This window comes from Microcoleus sp. PH2017_24_DOB_U_A (genome assembly GCF_020738205.1).
Lineage (GTDB): Bacteria > Cyanobacteriota > Cyanobacteriia > Cyanobacteriales > Microcoleaceae > Microcoleus.
In genome coordinates this window covers 68,441-85,262 of record NZ_JAEQCT010000021.1, presented here as the reverse complement: position 1 = coordinate 85,262, position 16,822 = coordinate 68,441, and the positions used below count along the sequence as shown (strand labels likewise).

The following is a 16,822-nucleotide window of genomic DNA, read 5'->3' as shown; positions in this document are numbered from 1 at the left end:
TGATAGAAAATGGCTGATATAAAAGTAGGGGATAATTGGTATGGCTACAAGTCGTCGCATAGAGCGCGTAGCTTCAATGATTAAGCGGGAAGTCAGCCTGATGTTGATCAACGGCATTAAGGACGATCGAGTCGGTGCAGGTATGGTTAGCGTTACCGATGTCATTGTTTCGGGAGACCTTCAGCATACAAAAATCTTTGTCAGCATTTACGGTACTGATGAGGCCAAGGCCGAGACTATGGAAGGTTTGAAATCGGCAACTAGCTATGTCCGCAACCAGTTAGGCCAGCGGGTACAACTGCGTCGGACGCCGGAAGTGATATTTCTCGAAGACCGTTCCCTGGAACGGGGTGATAAAATGGTGATACTGCTGAATCAGCTTTCTGCCGATCGCAAACCAGGTATGTTTGACAACGAAGAATTGACGGATGATGGCGAAAAATTGGCAAATGATGATGATGATGATGATGATGATTTAGAAGAAGACGAGGATTAATCTCAAGTCCGGTGGCATTGGAATTATGTAATGCGAGTGTCCAAATCTATGATTCCAATGCCCAATTCCCAATTCCCAATTCCCAATTCCCAATTCCCAAATCTAAAATCGAATGATTGACAATCTTTCCTTACCCGAACTTGTAGCCCAGATGTTCGTGGTGCGCGCTTCAGGCTACTTGTTTGACCACCAAATTCGCTATCGAGCCTGGGAACCAACGGCCGACAAACTCCGCTATTATCTGGAAAATTTGGGCGTGGGTGGGGTAATTTTGGTGGGGGGAAGTGCTGCGGAATTGGCTGTTCGATCGCACCAATTGCAGTCTTGGGCAAAATTTCCGCTGCTGCTGGCTGCTGATATTGAGGAAGGTGTCGGCCAGCGGTTCGCCGGAGCGACTTGGTTTGGGCCGCCGATGGCTATTGCTGAAATTGCGCGGCACGATGCAGGTAAGGCAGATCGCTATGCCGAACAAATGGGGGCTGTGACTGCGATCGAAGCTAGGGCGATCGGTCTCAATTGGATTCTCGCACCGGTGGTCGATGTTAACAACAATCCCGACAATCCTGTGATTAACGTCCGCGCTTTTGGTGAGACATCGGAAATTGTCGGAAAATTGGCAAGTGCTTTTATTCGCGGTGCAGGTGAACACCCGATTTTAACTACGGCTAAGCATTTTCCCGGCCACGGAGATACGGCGGTTGATTCTCACTTGGAATTGCCGGTTTTGTCGCATTCGCCCGATCGATTGGCTGAGATCGAGTTGCCTCCTTTTGTAGGGGCGATCGCCGCCGGGGTCGATGCTGTGATGAGTGCTCACTTGCTGATTCCGGCTTGGGATGACCAGTTTCCGGCTACTCTTTCTCGCAAAATTTTGATCGGGAAGCTGCGGGAAGAGTTGGGATTTGATGGTTTGATTGTAACGGATGCTTTGGTGATGGGCGCGATCGCCAATAAGTACGGCGCTAATGAAGCTGCTGTTTTGGCCGCTGAGGCTGGTGCTGATGTTTTGCTGATGCCGCTTGACCCAGAAGGGGCGATTCTGGCTGTCTGCGAAGCTGTCACTCAAGGGCGACTCGACATAGCACAAATCAAGGAATCTGTCAATCGAATCTGGAAGGCGAAAATTAAAGTGGGTTTGTCGATCGACCAAACAGCGACAAATCCCAAATTCGACCCCCCTCAACCGCCTCTGAGCAAGGGTGGGAGTTCCAGCGACTTAATTTTGCTGGCAACAGCAGAGGCAAGGGCGACGGCTGCCGATATTTTGCGAGATTCTTTAAAATTTGGTGGCGCTTTGCCTTTAGTGGCTAAAAAACCCTCGGACAAGCAAATTTTGCGGAATTTGATTGTGGTAGATGATGTTTTGGGTTGCGAGTTTTTGGGAAAACACACTCCGGCGATCGCTATTCCCGAACAGTTTGGTTACGAATTGCAACTAATTGACGATCGGACAGGCGATTTGAGTCATAATTCAAGCGCAGAGCATTTTTCTCCGACACTGCTGCAAATTTTCATTCGCGGCAATTGCTTCCGAGGTAGTGCCGGATTGACCCAAGCGGCTCAAGATTGGTTTAAGAATTTATTAAAGACGGGAGAACTGCAAGCTGTGGTAGTTTACGGAAGTCCCTACGTTTTAGAACAATTTTTGCCGCACTTGCCTCCGACTATTCCTTATATATTTTGTTTCGGACAAATGCCCGCAGCGCAATCTCTCACTCTAGAGTTGCTGTTCGGCATTAACAAAACGGGGAATGCTTGATCTGCCAGACTGCTGAGTCTTTCCTTGGCTTCATCAGCACTTAAATCGATCCACCCGGTTTCTGTCAAAAATTTTGCTTTTGCGGCGCAGCATCCAGAAACCGGGAATCTGTCGCAACTTTCTAAGTCCTGAATGAAGCTTTGCCGTATATTCGCGTGTTAGCCTGGAATATCTGCCACGTCTCAAAATCCCCAAGCAGATCCCATTGCTCGCTCATCATCTCTATAAGTTTTTCAAATTAATCTGCAAACAGTATCTCAGTATACAGAAAAAAAATTAACTTCCATAATCCTAAGTTTGGATTATATTATTAACAGGGCCATAATTTTTTAGTAGTAAAACCTTGAGGGCGCATTATGATTCAGTCAACTATCAGAATCCAATACTCTTTAGATGTTATCCAAGACGAAGCACGCCACCTCGTCCATGAAGGCGTACTCAGCAGGCAACAGCCTATTTACACACTGTGTCAGTTCATTCCGCCCCGAGAATGGGCTTGCGTAGAAGGAGAATTGGAAAAATGCGATTTCTTGTTGCGCGATCGCATCGCCGACTTAATCGGTACTGAAAACTGGGACAACGACTAAATTGTGGTTCTGTTTAATAAGTTTGCAAGTGGGTTTGCAAGTGGGTTTCCAACTAAATTCGGGCTGTGTTAAAGATGCTTGATCCTTTAATCAGGGTAATTTTCAGCGCGCAAATTTTCCAACTCTATTCTGAGCGCTGCCATCTGTGCAGTTAATTCTTGAATCTCTAGTTTTACATCAGGCTGTACAACCAACTCGGGAGGAGTGTCAGTTGCTGTATCCGATTGCTGATGCGATCCGGATTCCTCGCTGCGTGCATTCTCCCGATCGCCTGGTTGAGAGAAAATAGTATCGACAAAATTACGGGCTTCTCGATCGGTCATTTCTCCTTTTTCAACCAACTCCGAAGCTAGTGGACTTAAATCCGACTGACGAAGTTTGTCCAGATTTTCTTCTCGCTTCTGGGGATCTTGCAGTGTCTCAAGTAAAAAGGAAGTTGCACCTAAAGTTAGGTGAAATCCAGTTTGCAGCATTTGAGGCAGGTTATCGGGATTCATCTAAGAAATGCCGCTAGAAAGTTTTTCGGAGTTTTTGGTTCGCCAGTTAATCCCTATGCGGCGGGATTGCCGCTTTTCGAGCGCAGATGCGAAGTTGTTGGTCGCGATGCCCGTTCACAAAAGTACGCCTTTAGAGGGATGATTTTTTTTCGCAATACAATCATTCTATCATTACTGCGTAAATTCCGAAACGTCAAGTGTAAAGTTTTGTGAAGAAGACTGAGACCTAGCCTGTGGATGGAACAGTCGAGCGATTTGAGATTTGAGATTTGAGATTTGAGATGGAACAGGAGTTACCGACTGCGATCGCAGAAAGCCGGGGCTAGAAACCCAGTTTCTGAGAAAAATTTGCAACGAGAAACGAGAAATATTCGTAGAAACCGGGTTTCTGAGGTTGCAAGTGCATAAATCAAATCTATTTGACCTTTGAGATTTAATGCGGTTAGGGATACAGCGCCTCGCCGGTGGATGGGTCAAAAATAAATAGTCGATCGAAGTCAAGCTGTACCGTCAGCCGATCGCCCGGACGCAAGCGAACACCCGCCGGTACTTGTAACTGTACAGTAGTTTCAGCACCCAACGCAGGTAAACTCGCCCGGATTAAAATTTCTCGCCCCAGAGGTTCAACTACTTTTACCTCTACATCGAGAGGGACTTTTTCTAAAGCCCAAATATCCCTATTGAAATCATCCTCTTCTGCTGTTTGTGGCGTAAAGATTTCTATATTTTCTGGACGAATTCCCAAATCAAATGCTTGTCCTTCTTTCGCCTGCAATCTTTTATGAATCGAGGGCGGACAGGCTAAAGATTGACTTCCTACCTGAAAAGATTCGTTTGCATAAATTGCAGGTAAAATGTTCATAGCAGGATTGCCTAAAAATGTGGCAACCATCCGATTAGCTGGTTTAGCGTAAATGCTTTGCGGGTCTCCGATTTGCTGAATTTTGCCTCCATTTAAAACTACAATTTTATCAGCTAAAGTCATCGCTTCCACTTGGTCGTGGGTGACATAAACTGTGGTAATTCCCAGCCTTTGATGGAGTTGTTTGAGTTCGGCCCTAGTGTCGTCTCGCAGTTGGGCGTCGAGGTTGGAAAGCGGTTCGTCTAAAAGAAATACTTTGGGTTCGCGGGCGATCGCCCTTCCGAGTGCTACCCGCTGCTGCTGTCCGCCTGATAGCTGTTTCGGCTTGCGGTTGAGGAGGTGATCGATCGAGAGCGATCGGGCTACAATTTCGACTCTTTCTTTAATTTTTGCAGCATCAACATTCCGCATCCGCAATCCAAAAGCCAAATTTTCGGCGACAGTCATGTGCGGGTAAAGCGCGTAATTTTGAAATACCATTGCGACATCGCGCTGTCTCGCCGGAATGTTATTAACTAAATTATCTCCAATATAAAGATTGCCAGAAGTTGCAGTTTCCAAACCTGCAATTGTCCGCATAATTGTAGACTTTCCGCAGCCGGAGGGCCCGACTAATACCCAAAATTCTCCATCCGGGATTTTGAAACTGATGTTTTCAATCGCGGTGACATTTTGGTAGCGTCTAGTAATATTTTCTAAGCGAACGTTTGCCATTTGTTAGTAGTTATTGGTTACTGGTTATTAGTTATCTGCTAGACCTCTAGGGTGCGTCAGACGAAGTTATACAACGATTATCTAGGGTTCCAGATTTGACGCACCTACGATATGTGCCAGTTGGCATTAGTCCTATGGCTTTTACCTTTTATCTTCGGAAAGCTTGTTCAATTCTAAAACTGTGCGGGCTAATTCTTCAACGATTGGTGTAGATTCAGCTTGGCGTAATGCTTCTACTAAAGAATTGTAATACCAGAGAGTACCATCTTTTTTGCCTTTGAAGCGTTCCCAAACGCGATCGCCTAATTCACGGTAATCTTTCAGGATCGATCGCGCATTATAAAGTTTATCAGCCGCCGAGACCAATCTGACGGAGTGGGAAGCTTGAGAAATGCGATCGATATAAGCTTGTTTGCGATCGCGCCAAGGGGGTTTCGCCGTCGCATCGCTGTCGGTACAGCCGTCTACAATCGCTGTGACGATATCCCCAAAGTGGTTGCGGATGGCTTCGCGGGTGGTGGGGCCGCCTCGATCTTCGATCGCATCATGAAGCAAAGCTGCGATCGCCTCATCTTCCGAAGCCCCGTATTCCAAAGCTATACTAGCAGTACCCAATAAATGAGCGATATACGGAACACCAGAACCTTTGCGGACTTGAGTTGCGTGCAATTCGGCGGCATAGGTGAGGGCTTCAGAAAATCGGTTTGATAGTATCATAGAAGTTACCTTATTTAATCCAGTCATCAAAGGCTAATCTCCTGTAAACTTAAAATATTCAAAGAGAGGTTGCGATCGTGACAGCTACTATAATCATACCAAAAAATGCCGACAAAAAATCACAGCCAGAATCACCGCCCGAATTAGAAAATACACCACAAATTCAACCCAAATCTGATCCACAAACAATCATATCTCTCGAAGATTTTTTAGTCAAACCGCCTGATAGAATGGAATGGGTTGACGGCAACTTAGTAGAGAAAACAGGAATGACATTCAAACACAGTTTGGCTCAATCTAAACTATCTACATCCTGGAGAAATTACCAAAATTCCAGCGGACAGGGAGGAGAAGTTCTGACCGAAATACTTTGTCGCACTAACAAGCAGGGCCGCCGACCAGATATCGCTTACATTACTCCCGAACTGCTGCCACAATCAGGCAATTTTACAGCATTTTCCCAAAGTTTTCCCTTGATAGCAGAAGTTGCTTCTCCCGAAGATAGCGGCGAAGAATTATTTGCAAAAGCTCACGAATATTTGGAGTCGGGCTGTCAAGAAGTCTGGCTGCTTTTTCCTGAAGCTAGATTAATATTTGTGAATGCCGGGGAACGCTGGCTGTTGTTTAATGCAGATGAAGTTGTTAACACTCAAACTGTACTTGCAGGTTTTAGCGTAGCTGTCAACGAACTACTCATTTAAAAAACTTAAATTGTTTTGCTAAATATTCAGATTTTATTGAAATTAATGATTGCTTAATCTCTCTCTTCTCCTCCACTGCACCCTCTGCCCCCTCTACCATGCGGTTCATTCATAAAAATCTTGGTAAAATTTTAGCAAAAATGTCCTCAAAGTTTGTTAAGCTGTTCTAGCAGTTTTTTTTGACTTGTAGTCACCATCACAGTAATGAGTCAGCAGGCAACCCTATTCCAGTACAAACCACTACACAAGCCAAACCAACTGATTTGCGGAACTGGTCAAACCGCTGTAGTGACTGGATGGACTGTAAAGCAAGCGATCGCCAAACACCTTCACGCCCATGAGTTTGCTGTGATTGGACAGTTGTACAGTTCAACTCGTGGAATTAGCTTTCTGATTCGGAATCTTTTATTCAATCCCCATGTCCGCTTTTTAGTAATCATGAACGCTACAAAAGAAGACCTCAATGCTGGTGGATGTAAATGCCTGCTGGACTTCTTCCGTAATGGGTTTACAGAAGGAACCAGTGATACCGGACGAAAATGTTGGGTGATTAATTCTCCTATTACTGGGTATATTGATATTGAAATTCCAGCTAGTGCTTTGGAACAATTACGACAATCGATAGAGGAACCTGTAGAAGCAAAATCCATTTCTGAAGCTGTAGCCTCTGTCAAGTCTTACTCACAACAGAACATACTTGAACCGTGGGGTAATTACTTAGAATTTCCTATCTCTGAAATCGTTCCTACTATTCAACCTGGACCGCGTTACGGTCATCGGATAGAAGGAACAACTATTGCAGAAACTTGGGTTAAAATTATTCATCGCATCAAAACAACAGGTACAATTCGACCGACTGGCTACGATGGCAAATGGCAAGAATTAATTGATTTAATAGCTGTGGTGAAAAATGAGCCACCAGGCTTTTATTTCCCCGAACCAAATTATCTGCCCATTGACCGTCCTTTTGTTCAAGAATACACTTCACAAATATTAGATGATTCAGTGAAACGAGAAGGTGTTAAATACACTTATGGGCAGCGTCTTCGTTCTTGGTTTAATGGACGCGACCAGATTGAACAAGTTATTAATAAATTAATAGGTGAGATTGACGCTGCTAGTGCAGTTATGTCGCTGTGGGATGTAGCCGATCACGATTCAGGTGGCAGTCCATGCCTTAACCATATCTGGCTAAGAGTTGTGGATAACGAACTGTCAATGACTGCTACTTTCCGCAGTAACGATATGTTTAGCGCCTGGCCTGCTAACGCTATAGGATTGCGAAAATTGCAAGAACACATTCGAGACGCGATCGCCGATCGATCGGAGTACGATCTAAAGATGGGTCCACTGATTACGATTAGTCAGAGTGCTCATATCTACGATGATACTTTCGATTCAGTTGACCGGATTATCAACCAGCACTATCAAAAAATAGTTGATGCAGAACGTAGACGTTATTTCGATCCAAGTTATTCTGATTGCGATTCAGTGGGAAACTTCATCATCAAATTGGAGGATAAAAAAATAGTTGTTTCCCAAACAACTCCTGGTAGTGGTGAAATTACCAAGCATTATAGTGGCAGAGATCCTCTCAAGCTATTACGAGAAATTTGTGCTAATTCTCCGGCAATACAGCCTGAACATTCAGGTTACTTAGGGCTAGAAATCCAGAAGGCTTTTGGCTGCATTGCAACTGGCAAAAAATATATTCAGGATCAATAAATCTAAGCGTCGTAAAGTTAAAGCATAGGAAATAGTTTATGTCGGTTCTAAGCGAGTGGGATATTATCAATGAGCTAGGTAGAGGGATATTTATTTATCCTTTTAAAGGGAAAGAACATAGCATCAGAGGTTGCTGTTTACGCCTAACGGCAAGTGAATATGCTTATACATTTAACATAGATCAACAAACTCAACAGAAACAAACCTTGCTTTTAAAAGATCGGCAGGATAATAAACTTATTAAAATTCCCAGCCGAAAAACAGCTATAATATGGACTAATGAGTCAGTATTTGTTAACAATTATTTATGTGGAGTAATTCATTCACAAGTAAAATTAGTGTCACAGGGAATAGGACATCTTGGAACAAGAGTTAATCCTAATTATGGAGGTGTGATGGCTATAGCTCTTCATAATTTATCAGACAACGATATACAGATTAAAGTAGGTGATACTATTGCATATTTAAGAATTCATAGGTTGAGTTCAAAATCTTCTTTTTCTTCGGCATATAGAGACGATCCTGGTAAGCTTCATGATGCTATTCCTGAAGACTATCCAACACCGCCGGAACTTAGAAGCTGGTTAAACGATTCACAAAATCTGTGGAGAAAAGGAGATAAAAATGATATTTTAAAAGCGTTAGAGCAATCGTCTGAATATAAAAAAGCCAAGGATGAGCTTAAACAGAAATCTATTCGCTACCGTTTAGTTTTTAAGTATTTGCCACAGTGGGAACCGATGGTTTGGGCTACGATTGTCGCGGCATTAGCAGCAATTGGGGGAGCAATTGGGACATGGGTAGCAGTTTTGAAACCTTCTTCACCACCTTCTTTTGATCCAAAACCAATCATCACACCAAAGACACAAATAGCACCCACCCCTAAAGCAACCTCTGTTCCAAAATAATACTGTTGAGAAAGCGTAAAAATCAATGAACAAAGTATATATATCTGGTGCTTTAACAGGAATTGAGAAACCAGCAGAAGTCAAGAGTTTCTATGAAGCCATTGGTCTGCTTTGCCAAGAAATAGGTTTTCAAGCGTATGTTCCACATATGTATACCGATCCCATCAATAACCCTGACATTAGTCCTAGCCAAGTATTTGAGAGAGACAAACATCAAGTTAGTACATCAGATTTAGTCATTGCTTACCTTGGCTCCTTCTCTTTTGGTGTGGGAATGGAGCTAGCTTATGCTGAAATGAATAATATTCCTATTGTGATTATTTATGAAAAAGATAAAGTTATATCAAGATTTCCACTGGGTATCCCTACAGTAATTGCTGAAGTTCAGTTTCAGACTTATGAAGATGCTTTGAACCAACTTAAAAACGTTTTGGAACAGAAAAAAATACAGCAGCTTATGAATAAAACCTATCAAAGACCAAATTGGGATGAATACTTTTTGATGTTGGCAAAATTGGCCGCAACGCGATCGACTTGTCTGGCATTTCCCGTCGGCGCGGTAATCGCTAAAAACAGGCAAGTTTTAGCTACGGGTTACAACGGTTCCCCCTCAGGTTCGGTACACTGCACGGCTCAAGGCTTCTGCTATCCGGGTTTGAGCAGTTGCGATGCTAGCAAAACTTTGCCGTCGCGGGCGGTTCACGCTGAAGCAAATGCGATCGCCACTGCTGCCAAACACGGCATATCTACGGCTGGAGCTAGCATTTATGTGACTTTAGAACCCTGCATTTATTGTTTGAAATTAATTATTTCCGCCGGCATTCGCGAAGTATTTTACGAAACTGTTTTTAACAGCGGAGAAAAGGCGGCCTTGAGAGATTCTTTTATAGCCGATGGTATTGTTGAATTCAAACAAATTAAGCTATCTGAAAGTACAGCAAAAAGATCGGCTTCATTTCTGCTGAATCCTACATCTGTTCCAAAAGACGATCGACCATTCGGTTCGTAGTCAGGACTTTAGTCCGCATTCAAGAAGGACTAAAGTCCTCACTACAAACCTTCTCTCTTGGGTTGGTAGTGAGGACTTCAGTCCGCATTAAAGAAGGACTAAAGTCCTCACTACAAACCTTTTCAATCAAACTCATTCACAGCTTGCAAATAGTCGATCGCCGCATCTATCCTCGAACTATACTTAAAAGCAAACTGATCGAACCAATATCTCTCATCGGAATTTTTATCCAAATTCTTCAGCCAAACCTGAGCTTGCCTAACTTTCTGCCTGTGCGTTTGTACGTCTAACTCTGACTGCACAATCTTTTCTGCTGGCTTCGGTGCTAGTGCCGTCACTTCCTGAGGTTTATTTTCTGCTTCGTGCAGAGGCTGAAGCGGTTGTTGTGCAGCCACTTCCTGAGCTTTATTTTGTGCTTCGTATTCAGCCTTGATTTCAGCTAAATCCTTGTCAAAAGTACCAGAATACTTGATATCTGCTGTTTTAAAAGTTTGATTTGACGGCACTGCTGCTGGTTGGGAAAGCGGTTGTGCTTCCACTGGCGGCTGACTTGGCGCGTCGCGATTTTTTTGAGATGCTTGATATTCTGCCCTAAGTTCAGCTAACAGGCGATCGATCGATTCCATGACTTAAAACCCCCTTTAAAAAATCCTGCCCAGCAACCAGGCACAAATATAGTCCCGCAAACAACCCGCAGCCTCCTCAATCAGTTATTGCATTCAGCAATACTTCCGTCAGGGTCATTCCTTCGATATCATCCATCGTCACTGTATCAACGATATCGAATTTAGCTCCGGCGCTTTGCAGTTCGTCATCCAATATCTTGAGAAACTTAGTCGCTTCCGGGGCATTCCCTACTTGAATGAAGGAAATCGCCAGCTCTTCATCTCGATCGAGCTTCCGCGATGCCTCTATAATTGTTTTCATTACTTCCTTGCGATCGTCCGGTTCGCCGTCCGTCACCACTAATATGGTTTCGCCATTTGGCTTGGTCTTACCGGATGCTTTGCGCTGAAAATAATTGTTGAGAGAATCTAGCAGCACCGCAGCCAAATTTGTAGTCCCGGAAGGTTCGTTTTCTTGGAAGATTTGCACTACTTTAGCTGATGTTACATTTTCGTAGCGTTTGAAGCGACCAGAAAAAACGTAAACTGTGATGCCGTCTGGGTCAAGTTCTTCGCATTTATTCGCCAGTGCGACAGTCGATTCTTGCATCAGCGCCCAGCGACTTTTTCCTCCCATCTGGTCTTTGGTGTACATACTGCCGCTTTTGTCAATGATGATTGTATAATCGCGGTTCTGAAGCATAAGATTTTTCCTGTTAATTAAGAAGTTTTTCCAAAAAAGAGCAAAACCAGCGAGCATAAGCGGTTGAGCTTGATTTTGCTCGCTGCGTTTTTTAGTTGATTTGCGATCGCAAATACCCGAATTTAAGCTGCAACTAAAGCGTTTTTAAGCGGCTTCCAGCTAAAAGCTCGATCGCCCCCCATCTCTACTGCTATTTTAACTCGCGGCTCTAGCGTCGGCAAAACAGTCAAATACTCAACTTCCTGACTCGACAAAACCTGCCCTTCAATAATCCAAAGCACCAGTCCTTTAGATTTCGGCGGCAAATTATCTAATTGAGTTTGCAACATTGGAGGTACGTAGTAGGTGTAACCCACAGCCCCTTCATTGCCAGTAGTTTTCTTGCCCAAATGCGGCGGTCGCACCCCGTGAACTCCGGTCAAATACATCGCCAAATCGCCCAAACCCCGCGCCGTAATCGTGTACGCACCGTAGCCGGCAGCCCGCAGCCGTCGCAGGTAACGGCCCTCAAATCCTCCCTCTAAAGGAACGTACAGGGCTAGCGACCCCGACTTTTCCAAATCCCGAATCATATCCGCACCAGTTGTAATCAGTCCCATAAATTTGTCTAGCCTGCTGTTTAAAATTTGGTCGATCGCCCATTGCGAGCTTAAAGTATTATAAATGCTAAAGCTGAGGCGAAAAGTTATCAAAAAAGGCCTTGACAAATAACAAACACTTCATGTAATATTGTTAACTGGCGCTGTGAAAGGATACTGAGTAGCTTGCTATTCAAGTCCTAGCCCAAATAAGCAAGACCGACATTAAACTCGGAGATCGAATAGGTAAAAAACCTAGAATCTCAACCCTTGCAAGACTTCCACAAGCTCGCTCCCAAATTTAAAACTCAAATTTTAAACACCGAGGAAAGCTGTTGGTTGATAACAGTTAATTGCAGGAACACTGAAATAGATGTTTCTGCACAAGAGCAAGCGGATTGACGTAAACTTCGCAATCCGAAACCTCTTGCGTAAATAAAAGGAAAAAAATCCGTGTCTGTAGGCATTCTTGGCACTAAACTAGGCATGACTCAAGTGTTTGACGCTGAAGGGAGAGCAATCCCCGTCACCGTCATACAAGCAGGGCCTTGTACAGTAACTCAAATCAAAACTAAACAAACTGATGGCTACACTGCCATTCAGATTGGATACGAAGAAGTAAAACCAAAGGCTCTCAACAAGCCAGAATTGGGACACCTTGCCAAGTCGGGGGCGAATCCATTGCGCCACTTGCACGAATACCGCTTGGAAGATACCAGTTCCTTTGAATTAGGCCAACAAGTAAAAGCAGACGCTTTTACACCGGGACAAATCGTAGATGTCATCGGTACCAGCATCGGTAAAGGTTTTGCAGGCTTTCAAAAGCGCCACAACTTCAAACGCGGCCCCATGTCTCACGGTTCTAAGAATCACCGCGAACCTGGATCGATCGGACCTGGAACCACTCCCGGACGCGTCTATCCCGGTAAAAGAATGGCAGGACGCATGGGCAACGTTCAAGTTACCGTCCGCAAACTGACAATTGTCCGGGTGGATGCAGAGCAGAATTTGTTGCTGATCAAGGGAGCAGTTCCCGGAAAAGCTGGCGCCTTAGTCAATGTTGTTCCTGAGAAAAAAGTTGGGTGGTAGTTATTGGTTATTGGTTATTTGTTATTGGTTATTGGTTATTAGCAACAACTAACAACTAACAATCAACAAATAACAACCAACAACTGACAACTAACAACTAACAACCAACAACTGACAAAGGAAAAAGGACAAAAGATATGGTTAACTGTGTAGTGCGAAATTGGCAAGGCGAAGAAGTTGGAGAAACAACTTTAGAGCTTCGCGTAGCCAAAGAAGAAAATGCGTCTCACATCGTTCACAGAGCCTTGAGACGGCAAATGGTCAACGCCCGTCAAGGGAATGCTTGCACCAAAACTCGATCGGAAGTTAGAGGCGGCGGCCGCAAACCCTGGCGTCAAAAAGGCACAGGTCGAGCCAGAGCAGGTTCGATCCGTTCTCCGTTGTGGCGGGGCGGCGGTGTCATCTTCGGACCGAAACCCAGAGACTTTGAAGTCAAAATGAACAAAAAAGAACGCCGTCTCGCTTTGCGGACAGCATTCTTTAGCCGTACCGAAGACATCATTGTGGTTGAAGAATTTGCAGAGCAATTTCCGAGACCGAAAAGCAAAGAATTGCTAAGTGCGATCGCCCGTTGGGGTATCGAAGCCCATAAAAAAGTTCTGTTAATCTTGCCAGAACCGCAACTCAACGTTTACCTGTCAGGACGCAACATCGAATTAGTCAACGTCATCTTGGCAACTTCTCTGAATGTTTACGACGTTCTCGCGGCTGACAAAATAATCGTCACCTCTACAGCCATAGCAAAAATTCAGGAGATTTACGGTGAGTAAAATCGACCCCCGCGACTACGCAGATTTGATCCAGCGTCCGATTCTCACCGAGAAAGCTACCCGAATGATGGAATTAAATCAATTCACATTTGACGTAGCGCCAAAAGCGACCAAGCCTCAAATCAAAGCTGCAATCGAAGAACTATTTAAGGTCAAAGTCATTGGCGTCAACACCCAAAACCCGCCGCGAAAAAAGCGCCGAGTAGGTAAATTCGTCGGCTTTAAACCTTGCTACAAGCGAGCAACAGTAACTCTGCTAGACGGAGACTCGATCCGCAAACTCCTATTCCCAGAAGTTTAGCCAATTTTGGATTTTAGATTTTAGATTTTAGATTCCAGTTAACTGATGCAAACTTCCCATCCAGGAAACTCGCAAGTTAACTTAATCCCAAATCTAAAATCCAAAACTGTCAAGTCCAAAATCCCAAGTCTAAAATCTAAAATCTAAAAGCGATTATGGGCATTCGTTCTTACCGACCTTATACCTCCAGCACCCGGGAACATACCGTCTCGGACTTCGCTGAGATTACCAAGTCAGAGCCTGAAAAGTCTCTAACTAGCAACAAGCACACCAAACAAGGCCGCAACAACCGAGGCGTCATTACCTGTCGCCACCGGGGAGGCGGTCACAAACGGCTTTATAGAACGATCGACTTCCGCCGCGACAAACACAGCATTCCTGCTACCGTCAAGGCGATCGAATATGACCCCAACCGCAACGCCCGCATCGCCCTTTTGTTCTACAAAGACGGCGAAAAACGGTACATCCTGCACCCGCTCAACTTAAACGTCGGTACAGTAATTGTCTCAGGCCCAGACGCGCCGATCGAAATTGGCAACGCCCTACCCCTGAAGAACATTCCCCTCGGTACCAGCGTCCACAACGTCGAGCTAGTACCAGGAAAAGGCGGACAAATCGTCCGTTCCGCAGGCTCCAGCGCTCAGCTAATGGCAAAAGAAGGTAGCTACGTCACCCTCAAACTGCCATCCGGCGAACAACGGAAAGTCCGCGCCGACTGCTACGCTACGATCGGTCAAGTTGGCAACACAGACGCCAGAAACATCAGCCTTGGTAAAGCAGGCCGTACCCGCTGGAAAGGTCGCAGACCAACCGTTCGCGGTAGTGTAATGAACCCGGTGGATCACCCGCACGGTGGTGGCGAAGGCAGAGCGCCCATCGGGCGTCCGGGGCCTATGACTCCTTGGGGCAAACCAGCATTGGGTGCCAAAACTCGAAGCAAAAACAAGCGCAGCGACGCTTTAATCGTCCGGCGCCGTCGCAAATCTTCCAAGCGTGGGAAGGGCGGCAGACAAAGTTAAGGAAGAAGGAAGAAGGAAGAAGGAAGAAGGAAGAAGGAAGAAGGAACAACGAAAAAGTTGTCCGTACTCTTTTATTCCTGCAACTTTCTTCCCTATTCAATTCCAACTACTAATTACTAATTACCAAAACCATGTCTCGATCGTTAAAAAAAGGCCCATTTGTCGCAGATCATCTGATGACAAAGATTGAAAAACTCAACGCCGCAGGCCAAAAACAAGTAATTAAAACTTGGTCGCGATCTTCCACAATCCTGCCTCAAATGGTAGGTCACACGATCGCAGTTCACAACGGCAGACAGCACGTCCCAGTCTACCTGACAGACCAAATGGTAGGTCACAAACTCGGAGAATTCTCCCCCACTCGCACCTTTAGAGGTCACGCGAAAAGTGGTGATAAAAAGGCGAAAAGATAGCCAAATTAGGTGACAGGTAATAGGTAATCGAAATTTTTTCATTCAATTACCAATTACCTTTTTCCCAATTGCCAATTACCTACTTACCCAAATCGAAATGGTTATAGATACCACATCCGAAATTAAGGCGATCGCCCGTTACATCCGGACATCGCCCTTCAAAGTGCGCCGAGTCCTCGACCAAATTCGCGGCAAAAGCTACCAAGAAGCGCTGATTTTACTCGAATTCATGCCCTACCGCGCCTGCGAACCAATCGTTAAAGTTTTGCGATCGGCAGTAGCCAACGCCGAACACAACGCAGGATTGGACAAAACCAAGCTCGTAGTCTCTCAAGCTTACGCAGACCAAGGCCCAGTCCTCAAACGCTTTAGACCCCGCGCTCAAGGTCGCGCCTACCAAATCCGCAAGCCAACTTGCCACATTACGGTAATAGTTGCTCCGCTTTTAGAAGACTAAACCACGGAAAAACGTAATAGGTAATAAACAGCTTAAAGTTGACCAAAAATCGGTAATCATCAATTACCAATTACCAGTTACCAATTACGAATTACCAATTAACTCATCAAATATTATGGGCCAAAAAATACATCCAATTGGTTTTCGTCTCGGCATTACCCAAGAGCACCGCTCTCGCTGGTTTGCTGACCCGAAAAACTATCCAGAACTCTTGCAAGAAGACTTCAAAATTCGCAAGTACGTCCGCAAAACCCTCAGTAATGCTGGTATTTCCTCGGTCAGAATTGAGCGCAAAGCCGATCAAATCGACCTAGAAGTCTTCACCGCCAGACCAGGCGTAGTCGTAGGCCGTGGCGGAGCAGGTATCGAAACTTTGCGCGTCGGTTTGCAGCAGCAACTCGGCAACAACCGCCAAATTCGCATCAACGTCGTTGAAGTTCAGCGCGTAGACGCCGATGCCACACTGATCGCAGAATATATCGCCCAGCAACTAGAACGGCGCGTATCCTTCCGCCGAGTAGTCCGCCAAGCAATCACCCGCGCTCAAAAAGTCGGCATTCAAGGCATCAAAATTCAAGTTAGCGGACGCCTCAACGGCGCAGAAATCGCCCGTACAGAATGGACGCGCGAAGGCCGAGTCCCCTTGCACACCCTGCGGGCCGACATCGACTATTCCTACTGCACCGCTCAAACCATCTACGGTATTCTCGGGATTAAAGTTTGGGTTTTCAAAGGCGAAATTATTCCCGGACAGGAACAAGAAGCCGCACCAAATGCAGCCGTGCCCCGCACCAAACAAAAGCGCCGCCGTCAGAACTTTGAAGATCGATCGAACGAAGGCTAACAGTCAATTGACAATTGACAGTTGACAGTTGACAGTTGACAGATCCCGGGCGAGTAAGTTCGTGCTGT

General features: G+C 45.2%; 20 protein-coding genes. 14 read left to right on the top strand and 6 right to left on the bottom strand.

Features of this window, described 5'->3' with window-relative positions; genetic code table 11:
• The first annotated feature begins 40 nt into the window (after positions 1–40).
• The 3 genes from rbfA to JGK07_RS03800 all read left to right on the top strand — a co-directional run bounded on the left by rbfA (position 41) and on the right by JGK07_RS03800 (position 2,842).
• Complete coding sequence (gene rbfA, locus JGK07_RS03810; RefSeq protein ID WP_293217163.1) at positions 41–496, top strand: 30S ribosome-binding factor RbfA; 456 nt, start codon at positions 41–43, stop codon at positions 494–496.
• Positions 497–608: 112 nt separating this feature from the next.
• Entirely contained in the window at positions 609–2,255 is a 1,647-nt protein-coding gene (locus tag JGK07_RS03805; protein WP_293241345.1) for a glycoside hydrolase family 3 N-terminal domain-containing protein, read from the top strand.
• Positions 2,256–2,611: 356 nt separating this feature from the next.
• On the top strand, positions 2,612–2,842 hold the full coding sequence (locus JGK07_RS03800; protein ID WP_293150704.1) for a DUF4327 family protein: 231 nt from the start codon (positions 2,612–2,614) through the stop codon (positions 2,840–2,842).
• A gap of 86 nt (positions 2,843–2,928) precedes the next feature.
• Here the strand turns inward: JGK07_RS03800 and JGK07_RS03795 are convergent, their stop codons facing one another.
• From JGK07_RS03795 to JGK07_RS03785, 3 genes are all read right to left on the bottom strand, one after another.
• The gene (locus JGK07_RS03795; RefSeq protein ID WP_293176008.1) at positions 2,929–3,339 is read right to left on the bottom strand and encodes a hypothetical protein; all 411 of its coding nucleotides are present in this window, start codon (positions 3,337–3,339) and stop codon (positions 2,929–2,931) included.
• Between the two features lie 442 nt (positions 3,340–3,781).
• The gene (locus JGK07_RS03790; protein ID WP_293176006.1) at positions 3,782–4,915 is read right to left on the bottom strand and encodes an ABC transporter ATP-binding protein; all 1,134 of its coding nucleotides are present in this window, start codon (positions 4,913–4,915) and stop codon (positions 3,782–3,784) included.
• Positions 4,916–5,056: 141 nt separating this feature from the next.
• Positions 5,057–5,632 carry an HD domain-containing protein gene (locus JGK07_RS03785; protein WP_293189575.1) on the bottom strand — a complete coding sequence of 192 codons (576 nt, stop codon included), beginning with the start codon at positions 5,630–5,632 and terminating at the stop codon, positions 5,057–5,059.
• A gap of 77 nt (positions 5,633–5,709) precedes the next feature.
• On the opposite strand from JGK07_RS03785, the gene JGK07_RS03780 reads away from it, so the two are divergent.
• The 4 genes from JGK07_RS03780 (at position 5,710) to JGK07_RS03765 (ending at position 9,975) form a co-directional block, all read left to right on the top strand.
• Complete coding sequence (locus JGK07_RS03780; protein WP_293189576.1) at positions 5,710–6,333, top strand: Uma2 family endonuclease; 624 nt, start codon at positions 5,710–5,712, stop codon at positions 6,331–6,333.
• Positions 6,334–6,621: 288 nt separating this feature from the next.
• Positions 6,622–8,058 carry a thymidylate synthase gene (locus JGK07_RS03775; protein WP_293290738.1) on the top strand — a complete coding sequence of 479 codons (1,437 nt, stop codon included), beginning with the start codon at positions 6,622–6,624 and terminating at the stop codon, positions 8,056–8,058.
• Between the two features lie 38 nt (positions 8,059–8,096).
• Positions 8,097–8,966, top strand: coding sequence for a hypothetical protein (locus tag JGK07_RS03770; RefSeq protein ID WP_293175998.1), 870 nt, complete (start codon positions 8,097–8,099; stop codon positions 8,964–8,966).
• 457 nt (positions 8,967–9,423) lie between these two features.
• Positions 9,424–9,975: a dCMP deaminase family protein gene (locus JGK07_RS03765; RefSeq protein WP_293176028.1), complete on the top strand. Its 552-nt coding sequence runs from the start codon at positions 9,424–9,426 to the stop codon at positions 9,973–9,975.
• Between the two features lie 122 nt (positions 9,976–10,097).
• On the opposite strand, the gene JGK07_RS03760 is transcribed toward JGK07_RS03765, so the two are convergent.
• From JGK07_RS03760 to JGK07_RS03750, 3 genes are all read right to left on the bottom strand, one after another.
• On the bottom strand, positions 10,098–10,601 hold the full coding sequence (locus tag JGK07_RS03760; RefSeq protein WP_293175996.1) for a hypothetical protein: 504 nt from the start codon (positions 10,599–10,601) through the stop codon (positions 10,098–10,100).
• A gap of 76 nt (positions 10,602–10,677) precedes the next feature.
• Positions 10,678–11,283, bottom strand: coding sequence for a VWA domain-containing protein (locus tag JGK07_RS03755; RefSeq protein ID WP_293133918.1), 606 nt, complete (start codon positions 11,281–11,283; stop codon positions 10,678–10,680).
• Between the two features lie 122 nt (positions 11,284–11,405).
• Positions 11,406–11,882, bottom strand: coding sequence for an NAD(P)H-quinone oxidoreductase subunit N (locus JGK07_RS03750; RefSeq protein ID WP_293133916.1), 477 nt, complete (start codon positions 11,880–11,882; stop codon positions 11,406–11,408).
• 432 nt (positions 11,883–12,314) lie between these two features.
• On the opposite strand from JGK07_RS03750, the gene rplC reads away from it, so the two are divergent.
• From rplC to rpsC, 7 genes are all read left to right on the top strand, one after another.
• A complete protein-coding gene (gene rplC, locus JGK07_RS03745) occupies positions 12,315–12,950 on the top strand; it encodes a 50S ribosomal protein L3 (protein WP_293133914.1) in 636 nt (211 codons plus the stop codon).
• 137 nt (positions 12,951–13,087) lie between these two features.
• Positions 13,088–13,720, top strand: a complete 633-nt coding sequence (gene rplD, locus JGK07_RS03740) for a 50S ribosomal protein L4 (RefSeq protein WP_293175994.1) — start codon at positions 13,088–13,090, stop codon at positions 13,718–13,720.
• A complete protein-coding gene (locus JGK07_RS03735) occupies positions 13,713–14,021 on the top strand; it encodes a 50S ribosomal protein L23 (protein WP_293133910.1) in 309 nt (102 codons plus the stop codon). The genes rplD and JGK07_RS03735 overlap by 8 nt, the downstream gene beginning before the upstream one ends.
• 155 nt (positions 14,022–14,176) lie before the next feature.
• Positions 14,177–15,040 (top strand): 50S ribosomal protein L2, encoded by an 864-nt coding sequence (gene rplB, locus JGK07_RS03730; RefSeq protein ID WP_293175992.1) that lies wholly within the window; start codon positions 14,177–14,179, stop codon positions 15,038–15,040.
• Between the two features lie 131 nt (positions 15,041–15,171).
• The gene (gene rpsS, locus JGK07_RS03725; RefSeq protein ID WP_041623488.1) at positions 15,172–15,453 is read left to right on the top strand and encodes a 30S ribosomal protein S19; all 282 of its coding nucleotides are present in this window, start codon (positions 15,172–15,174) and stop codon (positions 15,451–15,453) included.
• Between the two features lie 97 nt (positions 15,454–15,550).
• The gene (gene rplV / locus JGK07_RS03720) at positions 15,551–15,910 is read left to right on the top strand and encodes a 50S ribosomal protein L22 (RefSeq protein WP_193973606.1); all 360 of its coding nucleotides are present in this window, start codon (positions 15,551–15,553) and stop codon (positions 15,908–15,910) included.
• A 115-nt stretch (positions 15,911–16,025) separates the two neighbouring features.
• Positions 16,026–16,754: a 30S ribosomal protein S3 gene (gene rpsC / locus JGK07_RS03715; RefSeq protein ID WP_293133893.1), complete on the top strand. Its 729-nt coding sequence runs from the start codon at positions 16,026–16,028 to the stop codon at positions 16,752–16,754.
• Positions 16,755–16,822 lie beyond the last annotated feature (68 nt).